Source organism: Microbacterium sp. JZ31, assembly GCF_016805985.1.
Lineage (GTDB): Bacteria > Actinomycetota > Actinomycetes > Actinomycetales > Microbacteriaceae > Microbacterium.
In genome coordinates this window covers 2,985,209-3,000,840 of the sequence record NZ_CP017661.1, presented here as the reverse complement: position 1 = coordinate 3,000,840, position 15,632 = coordinate 2,985,209, and the positions used below count along the sequence as shown (strand labels likewise).

16 protein-coding genes and 1 tRNA gene are annotated in these 15,632 nt (G+C 69.8%); 11 read left to right on the top strand and 6 right to left on the bottom strand.

The window, feature by feature from the left end:
- Positions 1-98 precede the first annotated feature (98 nt).
- The 4 genes from BJP60_RS14245 to BJP60_RS14230 all read left to right on the top strand — a co-directional run bounded on the left by BJP60_RS14245 (position 99) and on the right by BJP60_RS14230 (position 2,845).
- Positions 99-767 (top strand): hypothetical protein, encoded by a 669-nt coding sequence (locus BJP60_RS14245; RefSeq protein WP_203136522.1) that lies wholly within the window; start codon positions 99-101, stop codon positions 765-767.
- Between the two features lie 71 nt (positions 768-838).
- Positions 839-1,201: a DUF7882 family protein gene (locus BJP60_RS14240; RefSeq protein ID WP_238439451.1), complete on the top strand. Its 363-nt coding sequence runs from the start codon at positions 839-841 to the stop codon at positions 1,199-1,201.
- A 108-nt stretch (positions 1,202-1,309) separates the two neighbouring features.
- Complete coding sequence (locus tag BJP60_RS14235; RefSeq protein WP_203136521.1) at positions 1,310-2,191, top strand: manganese catalase family protein; 882 nt, start codon at positions 1,310-1,312, stop codon at positions 2,189-2,191.
- A 240-nt stretch (positions 2,192-2,431) separates the two neighbouring features.
- Positions 2,432-2,845: a dehydrogenase gene (locus BJP60_RS14230; protein WP_203136520.1), complete on the top strand. Its 414-nt coding sequence runs from the start codon at positions 2,432-2,434 to the stop codon at positions 2,843-2,845.
- 112 nt (positions 2,846-2,957) lie between these two features.
- On the opposite strand, the gene radA is transcribed toward BJP60_RS14230, so the two are convergent.
- Complete coding sequence (gene radA / locus BJP60_RS14225; RefSeq protein ID WP_203136518.1) at positions 2,958-4,316, bottom strand: DNA repair protein RadA; 1,359 nt, start codon at positions 4,314-4,316, stop codon at positions 2,958-2,960.
- 67 nt (positions 4,317-4,383) lie between these two features.
- Positions 4,384-5,340, bottom strand: coding sequence for an L-lactate dehydrogenase (locus BJP60_RS14220; protein ID WP_203136517.1), 957 nt, complete (start codon positions 5,338-5,340; stop codon positions 4,384-4,386).
- Between the two features lie 83 nt (positions 5,341-5,423).
- On the opposite strand from BJP60_RS14220, the gene BJP60_RS14215 reads away from it, so the two are divergent.
- A tRNA-Ser gene (locus BJP60_RS14215) sits at positions 5,424-5,514 on the top strand.
- A 115-nt stretch (positions 5,515-5,629) separates the two neighbouring features.
- Here the strand turns inward: BJP60_RS14215 and BJP60_RS14210 are convergent.
- The 3 genes from BJP60_RS14210 to BJP60_RS14200 all read right to left on the bottom strand — a co-directional run bounded on the left by BJP60_RS14210 (position 5,630) and on the right by BJP60_RS14200 (position 8,728).
- Complete coding sequence (locus BJP60_RS14210; RefSeq protein ID WP_203136515.1) at positions 5,630-6,478, bottom strand: macro domain-containing protein; 849 nt, start codon at positions 6,476-6,478, stop codon at positions 5,630-5,632.
- Between the two features lie 144 nt (positions 6,479-6,622).
- Entirely contained in the window at positions 6,623-7,396 is a 774-nt protein-coding gene (locus tag BJP60_RS14205) for a hypothetical protein (RefSeq protein ID WP_203136513.1), read from the bottom strand.
- Positions 7,397-7,459: 63 nt separating this feature from the next.
- Entirely contained in the window at positions 7,460-8,728 is a 1,269-nt protein-coding gene (locus BJP60_RS14200) for an MFS transporter (RefSeq protein WP_203136512.1), read from the bottom strand.
- Between the two features lie 112 nt (positions 8,729-8,840).
- Between BJP60_RS14200 and BJP60_RS14195 the strand changes: the two genes are divergently transcribed.
- Both BJP60_RS14195 and BJP60_RS14190 read left to right on the top strand, forming a co-directional pair.
- Positions 8,841-9,743, top strand: coding sequence for a LysR family transcriptional regulator (locus tag BJP60_RS14195; RefSeq protein WP_203136510.1), 903 nt, complete (start codon positions 8,841-8,843; stop codon positions 9,741-9,743).
- Positions 9,744-9,936: 193 nt separating this feature from the next.
- Positions 9,937-10,914, top strand: a complete 978-nt coding sequence (locus BJP60_RS14190) for a zinc-binding dehydrogenase (protein ID WP_203136509.1) — start codon at positions 9,937-9,939, stop codon at positions 10,912-10,914.
- A 98-nt stretch (positions 10,915-11,012) separates the two neighbouring features.
- On the opposite strand, the gene BJP60_RS14185 is transcribed toward BJP60_RS14190, so the two are convergent.
- Positions 11,013-11,906 (bottom strand): DUF808 domain-containing protein, encoded by an 894-nt coding sequence (locus BJP60_RS14185; protein ID WP_203136508.1) that lies wholly within the window; start codon positions 11,904-11,906, stop codon positions 11,013-11,015.
- A 270-nt stretch (positions 11,907-12,176) separates the two neighbouring features.
- On the opposite strand from BJP60_RS14185, the gene BJP60_RS14180 reads away from it, so the two are divergent.
- From BJP60_RS14180 to BJP60_RS14165, 4 genes are all read left to right on the top strand, one after another.
- Positions 12,177-13,223 (top strand): TerC family protein, encoded by a 1,047-nt coding sequence (locus BJP60_RS14180; RefSeq protein WP_203136505.1) that lies wholly within the window; start codon positions 12,177-12,179, stop codon positions 13,221-13,223.
- Between the two features lie 97 nt (positions 13,224-13,320).
- Positions 13,321-14,610: a hemolysin family protein gene (locus BJP60_RS14175; protein ID WP_203136503.1), complete on the top strand. Its 1,290-nt coding sequence runs from the start codon at positions 13,321-13,323 to the stop codon at positions 14,608-14,610.
- Between the two features lie 84 nt (positions 14,611-14,694).
- On the top strand, positions 14,695-15,177 hold the full coding sequence (locus BJP60_RS14170; RefSeq protein ID WP_203136501.1) for a GNAT family N-acetyltransferase: 483 nt from the start codon (positions 14,695-14,697) through the stop codon (positions 15,175-15,177).
- A 59-nt stretch (positions 15,178-15,236) separates the two neighbouring features.
- Entirely contained in the window at positions 15,237-15,599 is a 363-nt protein-coding gene (locus tag BJP60_RS14165) for an SdpI family protein (RefSeq protein ID WP_203136499.1), read from the top strand.
- Positions 15,600-15,632: the final 33 nt, after the last annotated feature.

Here is a 15,632-nt window from a genome sequence, read left to right as displayed (position 1 = left end):
CCCGTCCTCTCGACCGGCCTGCGGCCGACGGAGCGCAAGCGAAGGCTCGCGCGCGTGCCGCCGGGATCGCTCAGCAAGCCCCGCTTACGCTGGAATGCGTGGGAGAACAGCCGCGCCGTCGACACTCGCCCGCCGTGTACCGGCGGCGCAGGATCGCCGTGCTGCTGCTCGCCCTGATCGTCATCGCGGGCATCGTGTGGCTCGTGGTGGCCCAGCCGTGGCGCGCGCTCGCGGGCATGCTCGCGGCGCCGGCTCCCTCGCCCACGGCATCGGAGACCGCGGCGGCACCGTCCGACAGCGCGACACCTCCGCCGAGCGCGAGCCCGAGCCCGACGCCGTCGTCGACCGAGCCCGCGAAGCCGCAGCCGTGCGATCCGACCGTGATCGACCTGGTGCCGGTGGTGCACGGCGAGACGTTCGAGACGAAGCCGGTGACGCTGAGCATCCGGCTCACCAACACCGGATCCGTCGACTGCACGCTCGACGTCGGCACCTCGAAGCAGCGGTTCGTGATCACGAGCGGCCAGGACACCTGGTGGCGTTCGACCGACTGCCAGAGCGAGCCGAGTGACATGATCGTGACGCTGGCGGCCGGCCAGACGGTCGAGAGCGCCGAGCCGCTGACGTGGGACCAGACGCGGTCGGATGTGTCCACCTGCGGCAACGAGAACCGTCCGCGAGCGCCGCGCGGCGGCGCCGCGTACCACCTCCACGTGGAGGTGGGCGAGGTGAAGGCCGAGCAGACGGCGCAGTTCTTCCTGCGCTGAGCGGCGACCCCGCGAGCGAGAGGCCTCCGAAATACTGGCGATCATGCGGCGCGGCTTCTACCGTGGTGTGCATGGGCACGCTCTACTACGGTTCCCAAGGCACCGCGATCGACATCAACGACCGTGCGCTCGCGCATCTGAAGGCCGTGATCGTCGCGAAACTGCGCCGCGGCGAGGCGTTCACGCTCTCGCTGCAGCATGAGGACGGAAGCGGCCGCAGCACGGTCTGGCTGAGTGCGGCGATCCCGTTGCGCTTCTCGTTCGAGGAGAGCGAGCGACCCGAGCTCAATCCGCAGTGGCTCGAAGAGCTCGCCGAGTCGGCGAACCTGCTCGGCGGCATCACGCTCGTGCCGGAGAAGCTCGCGGGAGGCCTGAGCTCGTCTCGGCCGGCCGCTGAGCACGGGCCGGCCTCGCTCGCCCGCGGCGCCGAATGATTTCACCTCATCCCGCGCCTGTAAACCGCATGGGCTGATGCTTCGATGGCACCTTCACTGGAGATCCGATCAACCAGTGACACCGCCTTCGGGCGGGAAGGAGCACGCATGTTCTTCCACAGGCAGGAACTCCAGCACGCGGTCAAGCCGGAGGCACCCGATGCGGTGTACGCGCGAAAGCTGCAGGAGGTGCTCGGGGGCCAGTACGGCGAGATCACCATCGCGATGCAGTACCAGTTCCAGGCGTGGAACATGCACATCCCGGGCAAGTACCGCGACCTGGTGTACGGCATCGGCGCGGAGGAGATGGGACACGTCGAGATGCTGGCGATCATGATCGCGCAGCTGCTCGAGAAGTCGCCGCTCGGCATCACCGACGAGGCGGTGCAGAGCGACCCGACCGTCGCAGCGGTCATCGGCGGCACCGACGTGCAGCAGGCGATCGTGGCGGGTGCCGGAGCCCGGCCTGTCGACAGCAACGGCAACCCCTGGCAGGGCAGCTACATCACGGCGAGCGGCAACCTCCTCGCCGACTTCACCGCGAACGCCAACGGTGAGATGCAGGGCCGACTGCAGGCGGCTCGCCTGTACCACATGACCGATGACAAGGGCGTGCGTGATCTGCTGTCGTTCCTGATCGCGCGCGACACGATGCATCAGAACCAGTGGCTCGCGGCGATCGAGGAGCTCAAGGAGTCGGGCGCCGAGACGCTGCCCGTGCCGAGCAACTTCCCGCAGTCGAAGGAGGACACGGAGGTCTCGTACCAGTACCTGAACTTCAGCGACGGCGCCGCGGCATCCGAAGGAACCTGGGCGAGCGGACCCACCCCGGACGGGAAGGGCGAGTTCTCGTATCACGACGGCCCGACGACCAGCGCGCCCATGCCGCCGCCCACCCACCCGGACGCGCGGTTCTACGGCACGACGGAGCTGCCGAACGTCGTCGAGAAGATGGCGGGAGCGGTGCAGGACAAGCTCAAGAAGGAGTAACCGCGTCGCCGTACGGAGAAGGCCCGGAGCGATGCTCCGGGCCTTTCACGTCGTCCCGCGCAGGCCCCCAGAGGCGCTGAGCGCCGAACCTGCTGTGAGGGCGCGATCTTCCACCAGTCCCCACCGATGTCGCGCCCGAACGGGCATGACAACACTATCAATCCGGCTTTCGCGAACCTGACAGAATGCTTGAACCTTTCTATCCGGAGCTTGAGATGTGCGTAGCCGTACGCTGAACGGATGGTGTCCAAGAAGCGCGCGAAGAAGGCCCCCGACGTCGAGTTCCGGTCGGAAGCTCTGGCGCAGGCCCTCGAACGGCAGGACATGGCCGCGGTGGCGCTCGCGCTGCGCAACGGCAACACGGTCGTTCCGCTTCTGAAGCCCGGCAAGCGCGACGACCCGCTCGACGGCGGCGAGGTCTGGACGTACCGCGACCCGCAGACCGGACAGGTCGCCCTGCTGCTGTTCAGCGACGCGAAGCACAAGCCTGAGAACCTGCCGCAGGGGATCGGCCTGTACTCGCCGGCATGGCTGCGCTCGTTCCTGTCGAAGCATCGCGAGACGATCACGACGGTCTTCCTCGACATCGCGGGCCCTCACCCGATGCAGGCATCGCCCGCCGATCTGCTGGACGCGCTCGACCTGGGCGCCTAGTCTCGGGCCATGGAGATCCTGCTCGCTGCCTTCTGCTTCGCGGGTCTCATGCTGCCGATCGCGCTGTCCGCGTTGCCCAGCCAGCGGCGGCGCATGCGCCGCCGTCGGTGAGTCAGAACTGCGGCACGTCCTCCAGCGCGGCCGGCTTGCCCTGCGCCCGCATGTCGTCGAGCGCCGCCCGGAGCTTCCCGGAGCGCTCGTCGATCACCCGCTCGTAGCCGAGGCGCGCGGCCTCGCTGCGTCGCTGCGCCGCCGCGGAGACGGGGCGCACCTCGCCGGCGAGGCTGAGCTCGCCCACGGCGGCGATCTCGCGCGGCGTCGCGCGGTGGAGCACGGAGCCGGCCACCGCGATCGCGATCGCGAGGTCGGCGGCGGGCTCGGTGAAGCGGATGCCCCCGACGGTCGAGACGTACACGTCGAGGTCGCTGGTCTTCACTCCCGCACGTCGCTCGAGCACCGCGAGCACCATGGCCACGCGCGAGGCGTCGACGCCGTGCACCACGCGCCGCGGGTTCGGAGCGCTGGAGGGGATCGTCAGCGCCTGCACCTCGACGGGCATCGCGCGGCGCCCCTCGAGCGCGATCGCGACGCACGTGCCCGGCTCGGGGGATCCGTGCGAGAGGAACAGCCCGCTCGGGTCGGGCACCTCGGCGATCCCGTCGCCCGTCATCTCGAAGCAGCCGACCTCGTCGGTCGGGCCGAAGCGGTTCTTCAGCGCGCGCACGAAGCGGAGCGCGGTCTGGCGGTCGCCTTCGAACTGGCACACGACGTCGACCAGGTGCTCGAGCAGTCGGGGGCCGGCGATCTGCCCGTCCTTCGTGACGTGACCGACGAGGATGATCGGCAGCCCGCGGTCCTTCGCGACGCGGATTAGGGTGGACGCGACCTCGCGCACCTGCCCCGGCATGCCCGCCGCGCCCTCGGACAGCGACGAGGACACGGTCTGCACCGAGTCGACGATGACGAGCTGCGGTTCGACGGTGTCGATCTGCCCCAGCACGGTCGCGAGATCCGTCTCGCTCGCCAGGTACAGCTCGTCGTGCAGCGCGTTGGTGCGCTCGGCCCGCATCCGCACCTGCGCGGGCGACTCCTCGGCGCTGATGTAGAGCACGCGCCGGCCCTCGCGGGCGGAGCGCGCGGCGACCTCGAGCAGCAGGGTGGACTTGCCGACGCCGGGCTCTCCCGAGAGCAGGATCGCGGCGCCCGGCACGACGCCGCCGCCGAGAACGCGGTCGAACTCGCCGACGCCGCTCGGGCGACGCGGCGCCTCGGTCGTGTCGATCTGGGTGATCGGGCGCGCGGCCGCGGTCGGGATCATCGGGTCGAGCCGGCGCGTGATGCCCGTCTGTTCGGCGGCCTCGACGACCGTTCCCCACTGCTGGCACTCCGCGCAGCGACCGACCCACTTGGCGGCCGTCCATCCGCACTCGGTGCACTTGTACGCGGCGGGGGCGGAACGCTTGCTGGCCATGAGACCAGGGTAGGCGGGGCTTCGGACATCCGTTCGAAGCCCCGCCCGGTTGGAGGCAACGACCGGGTCAGCCGCTGCGCACCTGATCGGTGGTCGCCCTGATCGTCTCGGCCGAGGCGTGCAGCAGGCCGAGCTCCGACTCCGAGAACGGCGTCTCGTAGATCGGGAAGGCGCCGGTCGAGCCGACGACGGACGGGACCGAGAGCGCGACGCCCGAGAGGCCGTGGTAGTCGCTCAGCACCGTCGACACGGGCAGCACCGCGTGCTCGTCGCGCAGCACCGCCTCCGCGATCCGCGTCGCCGAGAGGCCGATGGCGTAGTTGGTGGCGCCTTTGCCGTCGATCACCTTGTACGCCGCATGAGCCACGTCGTAGGCGAGCCGGTCGAGCTCCTCGCGCGTGATCGGCTCGCCGCCCTCCGGCCGCCAGTCGGCGAGGGGAACGGGGCCGATCGAGGCCGTGGACCACAGCGGGAACTGCGTGTCGCCGTGCTCACCCACGATGTGGGCGTGCACCGAGCTCGCCGACACATCCATCCGCTCCGCCAGCTTCCAGCGCAGCCGGGAGGTGTCGAGCACCGTGCCGGAGGCGAAGATCCGCTCGGGCGGCAGTCCGGTCTGCTCCTGCGCGAGGATCGTCAGCACGTCGCACGGGTTCGACACGATCACGAACACGGCGTTGGGCGAGGCCTCGACGAGCTGCGGGATCATCGCGGAGAAGATCCGCGCGTTGGTGCCGACGAGTTCCAGCCGGGTCTGACCCGGCTGCTGGGCGGCACCCGCCGTCACGATCACGACGTGCGAGCCCTCGGTCACGGAGATGTCCGCGGAGCCCTGGATATCGCTCGCGCCGGTGAAGAGCGATCCATGGGCGAGGTCGAGTGCCTCGGCCTCGACCTTCGCCGCGTTGATGTCGTACAGGGCGACGTGGCGTGCCGCGCCGCGGATGAGCGAGGCGTACGCGGTCGCGGCCCCGACGGCGCCGGCTCCGACGACGGTGATCTTCGCGTTCTCGATGACGGCCATGGGGTCATCCTGACAGCGGATCTCCAGCGGCGTAAGGCCCCGCGGATTTGGCCGCCTCGTGAACCTCCCGTAAACTCGATCCCGGTGACGTGTCCGAGCGGCCGAAGGTGCAACTCTCGAAAAGTTGTGTAGGGTAACCCCCTACCGTGGGTTCAAATCCCACCGTCACCGCCATCCGAAACCCCCGCAGAATCCCTGGAAACACAGGGATCGCGGGGGTTTCGTCTTGTTCCGGACGGCCGGTTCGACAACGCCGTGGGCGCCTCCCGGGAAGGAGGAAGCGCCGGCCTCAGGCCGGCGGCGGCGTGTGGGAGGCGCCGAAACGATCGAGTAGCAGCGGAATCCCGGTCTGGCGCCACCATCCGGGCGAGACGCTTCCGGCGGACATGCCGTGGCCTGGATCGAACGCAGCGACGTAGATCGGCGCTTCCTCCGCCAGAGCGCCGCCCAGGATCTCTTCGGCGGCACTTCGAATCAGCGCCTCGAGCTCTTCCCGTGTGCCGGGGCGGGCGACGGTGGCGAGTCGGGTCAGAAGTGCGCGCCACAGGTGCGGGTCGCCGCGCAGTCCCCACTGGCTGGGCTCCGGATCGAACAGGCCTCCTGTCGAGCCCGATCCAGGGGTGACCGGGAACCGGCGAGTCACCTGTGCGGACAGCCGAGCGTGCGTGTCCGCGTCCAGTGCGACCAGGCGGACCTCCGAGACTCGGGTCGGTGTTGTCGCGATTGTCTCGACGGCCGCCGCAATCGCGTCGTCGAGTGGCCAGCCGTAGATGCCGGCACTGATGAGAGGGAATGCCACCGTGTGCGCGCCCAGCTCATCCGCGACTTCGAGAGCGCGGCGGTAGCAGGATTCGAGCCGCGTTCGGTCGGTGTCTCCGGCGTTGTGGTTCGGGCCGACAACGTGAATCACCCAGGATGCGTCGAGCTCGCCGGCGGTCGTCCACCCTGCCTCCCCCGTTCTGAGCCCGTTCGGGAAGCGGCTGATGCAGTCGTCGAGGATTGCGGGACCCCCTGCGCGGTGGATCGCACCGTCGACACCGCCACCGCCACCGCCACGCATGCGCGGGGAGGCGGCGTTGACGATGGCGTCTGCCTGCTGGCGCGTGATGTCGCCCTGGATCGCGATGACCTTGACCATGAGGTCAGTCTGGTGGAGTCCCGATCGCGCATTCACTCGTGAGGAGGGGTGGCGACGCCGGCGTGGCTCCTCCCGTCGGTCGGTCCCAGGTGTCCTCATCGCGATCGTGCTGCGCGTTGCCCGGACCGCCCTGCCTCGCGCTCCTCATTCCCAGGCGCGGACGCGGTGGAGGGTGGCCGTCTTGGGATATCCGCCGCGGCTCGCCCCGATCTCGAAGAGATCAATCATGAGGAACAGGGGGTAGGCGGGAGCCTGCGCGATGCGGCGGAGGACGCGGCCTTCGCAGCCGATCACGGTCTCGCCCTCGCCCCAGATCGCCGTCCAGGTGTGGGGCGAGGACGCGTCGAACGGGAGGGTGACCTCGCTCATGTCGGTGGTGAGTCCGGGGTCATGATGAGCCTTGATCCCGGCGCGGGCCGCCGTGGTCTTCCCGATGGCGTCGGCGTCGATCTCGAAGATGCAGATCTCACCGGATTCGGTGGGGGAGCGGTGCTCCGTTCCGACGAGCCATGCCGCGACCATGCAATCGGCGCCGAGGCTTGCGGAGACCGTGATGTCGACGCGCCCCCGCGACGGCGCGAAGAGGAATCGCTGCGGCGTCGCGGTGCGCACGGTGAGATCCGGACGGTGGCGATGCGTCCCGAGCGGGGAGCCCACCGCCCCCGAGTAGACGCCGGTCTGCAGGTTCGAGACGCGCAGAGGCGCATCTTCCGGACGCCAGTCCGGCTGGTCGGCATCGATCCGCAGCTCGATCCCGCCGTCGACGACGTCGTACCGCGCGCGTGCTCGTTCCGGGGTGGTCCAGTGCGGCAGATAGCTCGGGACCCACAGCTCCGGATCAAGTCCCCGACGGAAGTCGTCGTCGATGTCCGGCTCACGGCTCGGCGCGGCAGGGAGGCTCCCCGTGGAGGACGGCATGAGAGATGATCGCACGCGGTCGAGCTCGAACGTCCGCAACCAGGGGCGCCCCGGCACCTGGTGTCAGGTGCCCGCAGCCCGGGTGGACGGGCGCTCGCCGCTGAGGACGGCGACGCCGAGCATGACGACGAGCAGGACGCCGGTCAGCCAGGTCATGGCGGTGACGACGGGGACGTATCGGACCGCCAGTCCGATCCCGAGGGCCGGGAGACTGAGGCCCAGGTAAGAGATCAGAAAGAGCCCCGCGAGGGCCTCGCCCCGCCGATCCGGCGCCGCAAGGGCGGTGACGCTGCCGACCGCGGATTTGAACAGGACGCCGGCGCCGACCCCCGTGATCACGCCCGCTGCCAGGAAGCCCTGCACGCTGGCGGTGTGCATGGCGATGATCAGACCGACCATGCCCACGGCTTCCGCGATCAGCCCGAGCGCGAGTTTCGCCGTCGGACGCATGCGGCTGGTCAGGGACTGGCCGGCGGCCGCCGAGCCGAAGACCGCGAACACGGTGACGCCTGCGAGAACCATCGACCGCTGGTGCAGCGCCCCGCCCACGAAGCCGGGGGCGACGGAGGTGAAGACGCCGAACACCGCGAAGGATGCCACTCCGGCGGCCACGGCGGCGACGTAGTGCCGGCGCTCGCCGTGATCGGTGCTGAGCCGCTGCGGCCGGTACACCGGGTGCACCAGCTTCTCCTCGACGGTCTCCGGTGTGAGCATGACGAGGACGACACTGACGGTGAGGAGCACGATGAACACCACGTAGGGGGTGCGCAGCGGCGCGTCGACGTACTGGGCGAGGACGCCGGCGATCAGCGGCCCGAGCCCCAGGCCGCCGATGTTCGCCGCGGTGGAGACGACCTCGAACCGCTGCAGTGACGCCTCGGGGCGGGCGCGGCGGTGCAGGTCGTGAAGGTGCGCGGTGGCCGTCGCGGTCAGCATGCCGATGCCCAGGCCGCTCACGACCCGCGCCACGAGCAGCACCGGCAGGGCGGCCGAGGCTGCGAACAGGATCGCCGCGACGATCTCGAGTCCGAGTGCGGGAAGGATGATCTTCTTGCGGCCGATCCAGTCCGAGACATGGCCGGCGAGCACGAGACTGGTGACCACGCCGGCGGCATAGGCGGCGAAGACGACGGTGATCATGAACGTCGAGAAGCCGTCGCGCGCCTGATAGAGCGTGTAGAGGGGAGCCGGAACGGTCGAGAACGCCATGGCGATCAGGAAGGCGGAGGCGACGAACCAGAAGCCGGCATGGTGTCGCGCGCGGCTCGCGGGGCGACTCCTGTCGGCGGCCGGTCGATCGGCCGAGGCTCGGGATGACGGGGCGATGGACATGGGCTGCTCCTCGGGTCGCGTCGGGTTGTCTGATCAGCCTCCGCTCGCGCGCCCATCACGTCCAACGAACGATTCTGCATCCACCTATCGTCCAAATCGATAGATTGGCGACATGGAGCTTCGCCAGCTGGAGATCTTCGTCGCCGTTGCGGAGGAGCGGAGCTTCACGGCGGCGGCCGCGCGGCTTTTCGTCGTCCAGTCCGCGGTGTCGGCCGCGATCAAGTCGCTCGAACGAGAGCTCGGCGCCACCCTGCTGGAGCGCACCTCGCGACGCGTGGATCTCACCGACGCGGGGGCCGCCCTCCTGCCTCACGCGCGCACCACGCTCGACGCCGCGGACGGCGCGAGGGATGCCCTCGCCGAGGTGCGGGGCGGCCTCCGCGGCACCGTCAGGGTGGGCACCCTGACCTCCGTCGGAATCATCGACATCCCGAGGCTGCTCGGCGATTACCACCGTCAGCACCCTCTCGTCAGCCTCCAGCTCGTCGCGGCAACCTCCGGCTCCCGCGGGCTCATCCAGGCGGTGGCCGAACGCCGTCTCGACCTCGCCTTCGTCTCCGTCCCGGGTCCGGCGCCGGCCGACGTGACCCTGATCGATCTCGACCGCGTCCCCATGGACCTCGTGGTGCCTCGCGATCATCCCCTCGCGGTCGCCGGGTCGGTCGGCATCGGCGACATCGCCGGCTTCGACTTCATCGACTCCCCGACCGGCTACGGCAATCGAGCGGTGACCGACCGTGCCTTCGCCGCGGCCGGGGTGAGTCGGCGCGTCACCATCGAGGTCGCGGACATCGCGACCGCGCCGGACTACGTCCGCCACGGTCTGGGGATCGCCCTCCTGCCTCGCTTCGTTCTGGAGGGAGTACGGGATCTCGCGACGCGCGTCGTCTCGGACGCAGACCTCGCCTGGCCGCTGTCGCTCGCCAGCCCGCGGACGCGGCGCCTGAGCGCCGCTGCCGCCGCTCTGCGGGATCTGGTTGGATCGAGTGCCGATCGTTCGGGGCCGGGCGACTGAGCCGCAGGAGCTCGATCAGGATCCGCAGAGCATCTGTGTGAGGGAGCGGGCGCGACGCTGAGGGTGCACCCGTGCGCAGCTTCTGACCGCCGCCGGACACGCCGAGCCGGAACAACCGGCGCGACGGGCACGTTGGGCCAGGAAGTCGCGACGCCGCGGCCGCACTCATCGTCCTCACGAAGGAAGGCCCGTCATGAAGGCACTCATTCATCACGCATTCGGCGACCCGGCGGAGGTCCTCGCCGTCGAGGACGTCGCGACTCCGGAGCCGGGACCGGGGGAGGCCCGCGTGCGCCTCGTGCTCGCCGCGATCCACAACCACGACCTCTGGACGGTCCGCGGCACGTACGGGTTCAAGCCCGAGCTGCCCGCGCGCGCCGGCACGGAGGCCGTCGGCGTGATCGAGGCGCTCGGCGAGGGCGTGGATCACCTGCAGGTCGGCCAGCGCGTCGTCGCCGGCGGGACGTTCGGTGTCTGGGCCGAGCAGTTCGTCGCCAAGGCCGGCACGCTCATCCCCGTTCCCGAGGGGATGAGCGACGAGGTCGCGGCGCAGCTCGTGGCCATGCCCTTCTCGGCGATCAGCCTGCTCGACTCGCTGGACCTCGCGGAGGGCGACTGGCTGCTGCAGAACGCCGCCAACGGCGCCGTCGGGCGCCTCGTCGCGCAGCTCGCGGTGGGCCGCGGCGTCAACGTCGTCGGTCTCGTGCGACGCGTCGACGGCATCGCGGAGCTCGAGGCGCAGGGCATCGGCCGCATCGTCGCCACGGACTCCGAGGGATGGCAGCAGCGCGTCGCCGAGATCACCGGTGGGGCGCCGATCTCGGTGGGTGTCGACTCGGTCGGAGGGCGCGCCAGCGGCGACGTGCTGTCGCAGCTCGCCGAGAACGGCACGCTCGTGGCGTTCGGGGCGATGGCGTCGCCGACGATGGAGATCGACTCGGGCGACGTGATCTTCAAGCAGGCGACCGTGCGCGGATTCTGGGGCAGCAAGGTGAGCGCCGCGACGAGTGCGGAGGACCGCAACCGTCTTATGGGCGAGCTCTTCGCGCGCCTCGCCGACGGGACGATCACGCTTCCGGTGGAGGCCGTCTACCCGCTGGCGGAGATCGCCGGGGCCGCCCGCGCCAACTTCGCGCCGGGCCGCGTGGGCAAGATCCTCCTCCGTCCCTGACGCGTCGTGGCCGCCCCGAGGGGGCCGCTCCAAGGCCCTACATCAGAAGCCCCGCGATCCCGTGCAGACAGGGATCGCGGGGCTTCTGCCGAGTACGACTAGTGCGCGTCTTCGGTGGCCGGGGTGCGCCGCAGCGCGCGCGACACGAGGGTGACGACGCCGACGATCAGGAGGCCGAGTGCGAAGCCGGCGACCGCGGAAAGGGCGGTCTCGACGATCCACACGATGACCGGGCCCGCCGCTTCGATCGCGTGCGTGACCGCGTGCACGACGTCATGGGGAGCGTGCCAGAAGGTCGCGGCGAGGTTCTCGATGACGAGGTGGCCGCCGACCCAGAGCATCGCCACGGTTCCGATGACGCTGATCACCCGGAAGACGCCCGGCATCGCCGCAACGATTCGCACACCCGTGCGGCGCACCCTGCGCGAGGCGCTCTTCATGAGGCGAAGCCCGATGTCGTCGATCTTCACGAGAAGTGCCACGGCGCCGTACACCGCGACCGTCATGCCGAGTCCGATGACGAGCAGCGCGCCCAGCGTCATCCAGATGCCGAAGTCGGGATCGAGGCTGGCGAGCGAGATCAGCATGATCTCGGTGCTGAGGATGAGGTCGGTGCGGACGGCGCCGAGGACGAGCTTCTTCTCGTCGCGCGGACCGTCGTCCGCGTGGCCGTGGTGCAGCCCGAACCACTCGAGCACCTTCTCTGCACCCTCGAAGCAGAGGAAGCCGCCGCCGATGATGAGCAGGTAGGGCAGGATCCACGGCGCGACGGCGGTGAGCAGGAGCGCGATCGGGATGATGATGACGAACTTGTTCACCAGGCTTCCGAGCGCGATCCTCCAGACGACCGGCAGCTCCCGGGCGGGGGTGAGTCCGTGCACGTACTGCGGCGTCACGGCGGCGTCGTCGATGACGACTCCGGCGGTCTTCGCGCTGGCTTTCACCGCCGCGGCCAGGATGTCGTCGACGACGGCGAGAAGTCCGACGGACATGGGTGATTCTCCTCGAGTTCGGCTTCGGATCGCGCGCGGCGGCGGCTGACTCAACGGTAGTGCCCCGCGTCGCAGCGCTCGCGACACGGCACCCAGGCGCCTGTCAGAAAACTGTCGACGCGATCGTTTAGTCTCCCAAGTCCAAGGGGAGTACTCCGGCACGGTCGGCTCGTCAGTTCGGATGCACGAGCATCCCGGGCCACCGGTCCTCGGGCACGGGGATGGGGAAGACCTTGACGCCGTTCAGTTGCGCCAGGTCTGGAGTCCTCCTTGCACATCACCCCTCTCGTGTGGATCATCACGATCGCGGTCACGATCGCGTTCTTCGTCTACGAATTCTTCGCGCACGTCCGCAAGCCCCACGAGCCGACGATCGGCGAGTCGGCCCGCTGGTCCGCGTTCTACATCGGCCTCGCCCTGCTGTTCGGCGTCGGGATCGGGATGGTCTCGGGCTGGACGTACGGCGGCGAGTACTTCGCCGGCTATCTGACCGAGAAGGCGTTGTCGATCGACAACCTGTTCGTGTTCCTCCTCGTGATGACCGCCTTCGCGGTCCCGAAGATCTACCAGCAGAAGGTGCTGATGATCGGCATCGTGATCGCGCTGATCCTGCGTGGGATCTTCATCGCGGTGGGCGCGGCCCTCATCGAGAACTTCTCGTGGGTGTTCTACGCCTTCGGTGCGCTGCTGCTGCTCCTCGCGTACCGGCAGGCGTTCGGCAGCCACGACGAGAACCCCGCGAACGGACGCTTCATGCGCCTCGTGCGTCGCGTGCTGCCCGTCACCGACACCTACGACGAGGATCGCCTCACCACCCGGATGGGCGGTCGCCGGTTCGTCACCCCGATGCTGCTCACGATCATCGCGATTGGGTTCGTCGATCTCATCTTCGCGGTCGACTCGATCCCGGCAATCTACGGCCTCACGAACCAGGCGTACATCGTCTTCACCGCCAACGCCTTCGCGCTGATGGGCCTGCGGCAGCTGTACTTCCTCATCGGCGGCCTGCTCGAGCGCCTCGTCTACCTCGCCCAGGGGCTGGCGGTCATCCTCGCGTTCATCGGCGTCAAGCTCGTGCTGCACGCGATGCATGTCAACGAACTGCCCTTCATCAACGGCGGTGAGCCGATGCTGTGGGCTCCCGAGATCCCGATCTGGTTCTCGCTGCTGTTCATCGCCGCCACGATCGCGGTCGCGACGGTGGCGAGCCTGCTCAAGACGCGTCGGTCGCAGGCCGCGCCGTCGGCCCCTCCGGTGCGATCCGACGACCATGCCCCCCTCGAAGAAACCGCCCCTCACACGAAGGAACGCTCGTGACCTCTCTGCGCGGATCGGAATCCCACGCCGACCCTGACAGACCCGGTGCCCGGCTGACCCCGGGCACCCCCTCGGACGAGCGGGGAGGCGACGTCCGATGACCGACCTCCTGTGGAACATCGTGCTCGTCATCGTCTTCGTGCTCGTTGGCGGAGTGTTCGCCGCGACGGAGATGGCGCTGGTCACGCTCCGTGAGAGCCAGATCAACGCGATCGCGGCGCGCGGTCGCCGCGGAGCGAAGGTCGCGAGCCTCGCCCGCAACCCGAACACCTTCCTCTCGGCCGTGCAGATCGGCGTGACCGTGGCGGGCTTCGCGTCCGCGGCCTACGGCGCGACGTCCATCGCGCCGTCGGTCGCCCCGCTGTTCGTGTCGTGGGGCGTGCCGGACGCGGTGGCGATGACGCTCGCGACCGTGCTGCTGACGCTCGTCATCGCCTACCTCTCGCTGGTGCTGGGCGAGCTGGCGCCCAAGCGCCTCGCGATCCAGCGCAACGCGCAGTTCGCGTACGCCGTCGCACCGGTGCTCAACGGCTTCGCGAAGATCATGAGGCCCGTGATCTGGCTGCTGTCCGTCTCGACGAACGCGCTCGTGCGCGTGCTCGGCGGCGACCCGCACAAGACCGCGGACGAGCTCAGCGAGGAGGAGATCCGCGACATCGTCGCGACCCATCAGGGGCTGCCCGACGACCAGCGGCGGATCCTCGACGACGTGCTGTCGCTGCGCGGCCGCCAGGTGAGCGAGGTCATGCGGCCGCGCCCCGAGGTGGTCTCGATCGACGAGACGGCGACCGTCGCCGACGCGGTCGCGCTCGTGCGCGACCTGCCGTTCTCGCGCTACCCCGTCGTCGACAAGTCGATCGACGACATCACCGGGTTCTTCCACGTGCGCGACCTCTTCGAGGCCGCATCCGTCGATCCCGACCGCCCCGTCGAGCGTCTGAGCCGTCCCATCTCGTACCTCCCCTCGACGGCCGGCGTGCTGCCGGCGCTCACCGGCATGCGCGCGGATGGTCATCACATCGCGGTCGTCGTGGACGAGTACGGCGGAACCGACGGCATCGTGACGCTCGAGGACCTGGTGGAGGAAGTCGTCGGCGAGATCTTCGACGAGTACGACACGGCGGTCGATCCCGCCTCCGCGGGCGGGACGCTGGACGGCCGTCTCAACCTGCAGGACTTCGAGGAGCTGACCGGGCTGACGCTGCCGCGCGGCGCATCAGACACGATCGCGGGATTCGTCATCGAGCAGCTCGGCCGGCTGGCGCTGGTCGGGGACGTCGTCGAGGTCTCCGGAGCCACCATCCAGGTCGTCGAGCTCGACCGGCGCCGCGTGGCGGGCGTGCGCGTCTCGTACGTGCCGGTCGAGCAGCCCTCGGCGGGACAGTGACCGTCGTCGCGTGGCGGGCCCGACGTGCGTCTCCGGCGAGTGCTGATCAGGACGAGAATGGGACATATGATCCGGACCCGTTTGATGACCACCGCGGACTGGCCGATCGTCGAGCGGATCTACCGGGAGGGGATCGACACCGGCGAGGCGACGTTCGAGACGGAGCCGCCGTCGTGGAAGGCGTTCGACGCGGGGAGGCTACCCAAGCCGCGCCTGGTCGCCGTGGACGAGACGGATCGCATCCTGGGGTGGGCAGCCGCATCGCAGGTCTCGGTCCGCGCGGTCTACCGGGGCGTGATCGAGCACTCGATCTACATCGCCGCCGAGGCCCGCGGGCGAGGTGTCGGGCGCATCCTGCTCGAAGCGTTCGTCGAGGCGGCCGATGAGGCCGGGTTCTGGACGATCCAGTCGTCGATCTTCCCCGAGAACGTTGCGAGCCTGCGGCTGCACGAAGCGGCCGGCTTCCGGGAAGTGGGGCGCCGAGAGCGGATCGCGCAGGCGCAGCTCGGTCCGCGCGCGGGTGAGTGGCGTGACACCGTGCTGATCGAGCGGCGCCGCCGCGACTGAGGCGAACGCGGCGCCCACGTCGTCGCGTCCGCGTCGAGGGCCCTCGTTAGCCTGGGGGCATGCAGCAGGAACTCGTCGCCCGGGTGGTCCTCCTCGTGGCGATGTGGGGTTGCGGTGCCCTGATGCTGTGGATGGCACGCGCCGCCGCCGACGGCCGGCTGCAGCGCAATCACGTCGCGGGAATCCGCCTCCCCGTGACGATGTCGAGCGACGCGGCATGGCTCGCCGCGCACCGGGCTGCCAAGCGTCTGACGGAGATCGCCGGATGGTGCGCGATCGCCAGCGCCGTTCCCGCACTGCTTCCGGTGCCGCTTCCGGTGGTGATCATCTCGGTGCTCGTCGGTGCGATCGCGATGCTCGCGTTCGCGCTGCGGGGCGCGGCCGTCGGAGCCCGTGCCGCGAGGGCCAACGACGAGCGCTGACGGCGCAAGAGAGCCCCGCACGGCATGCGGGGC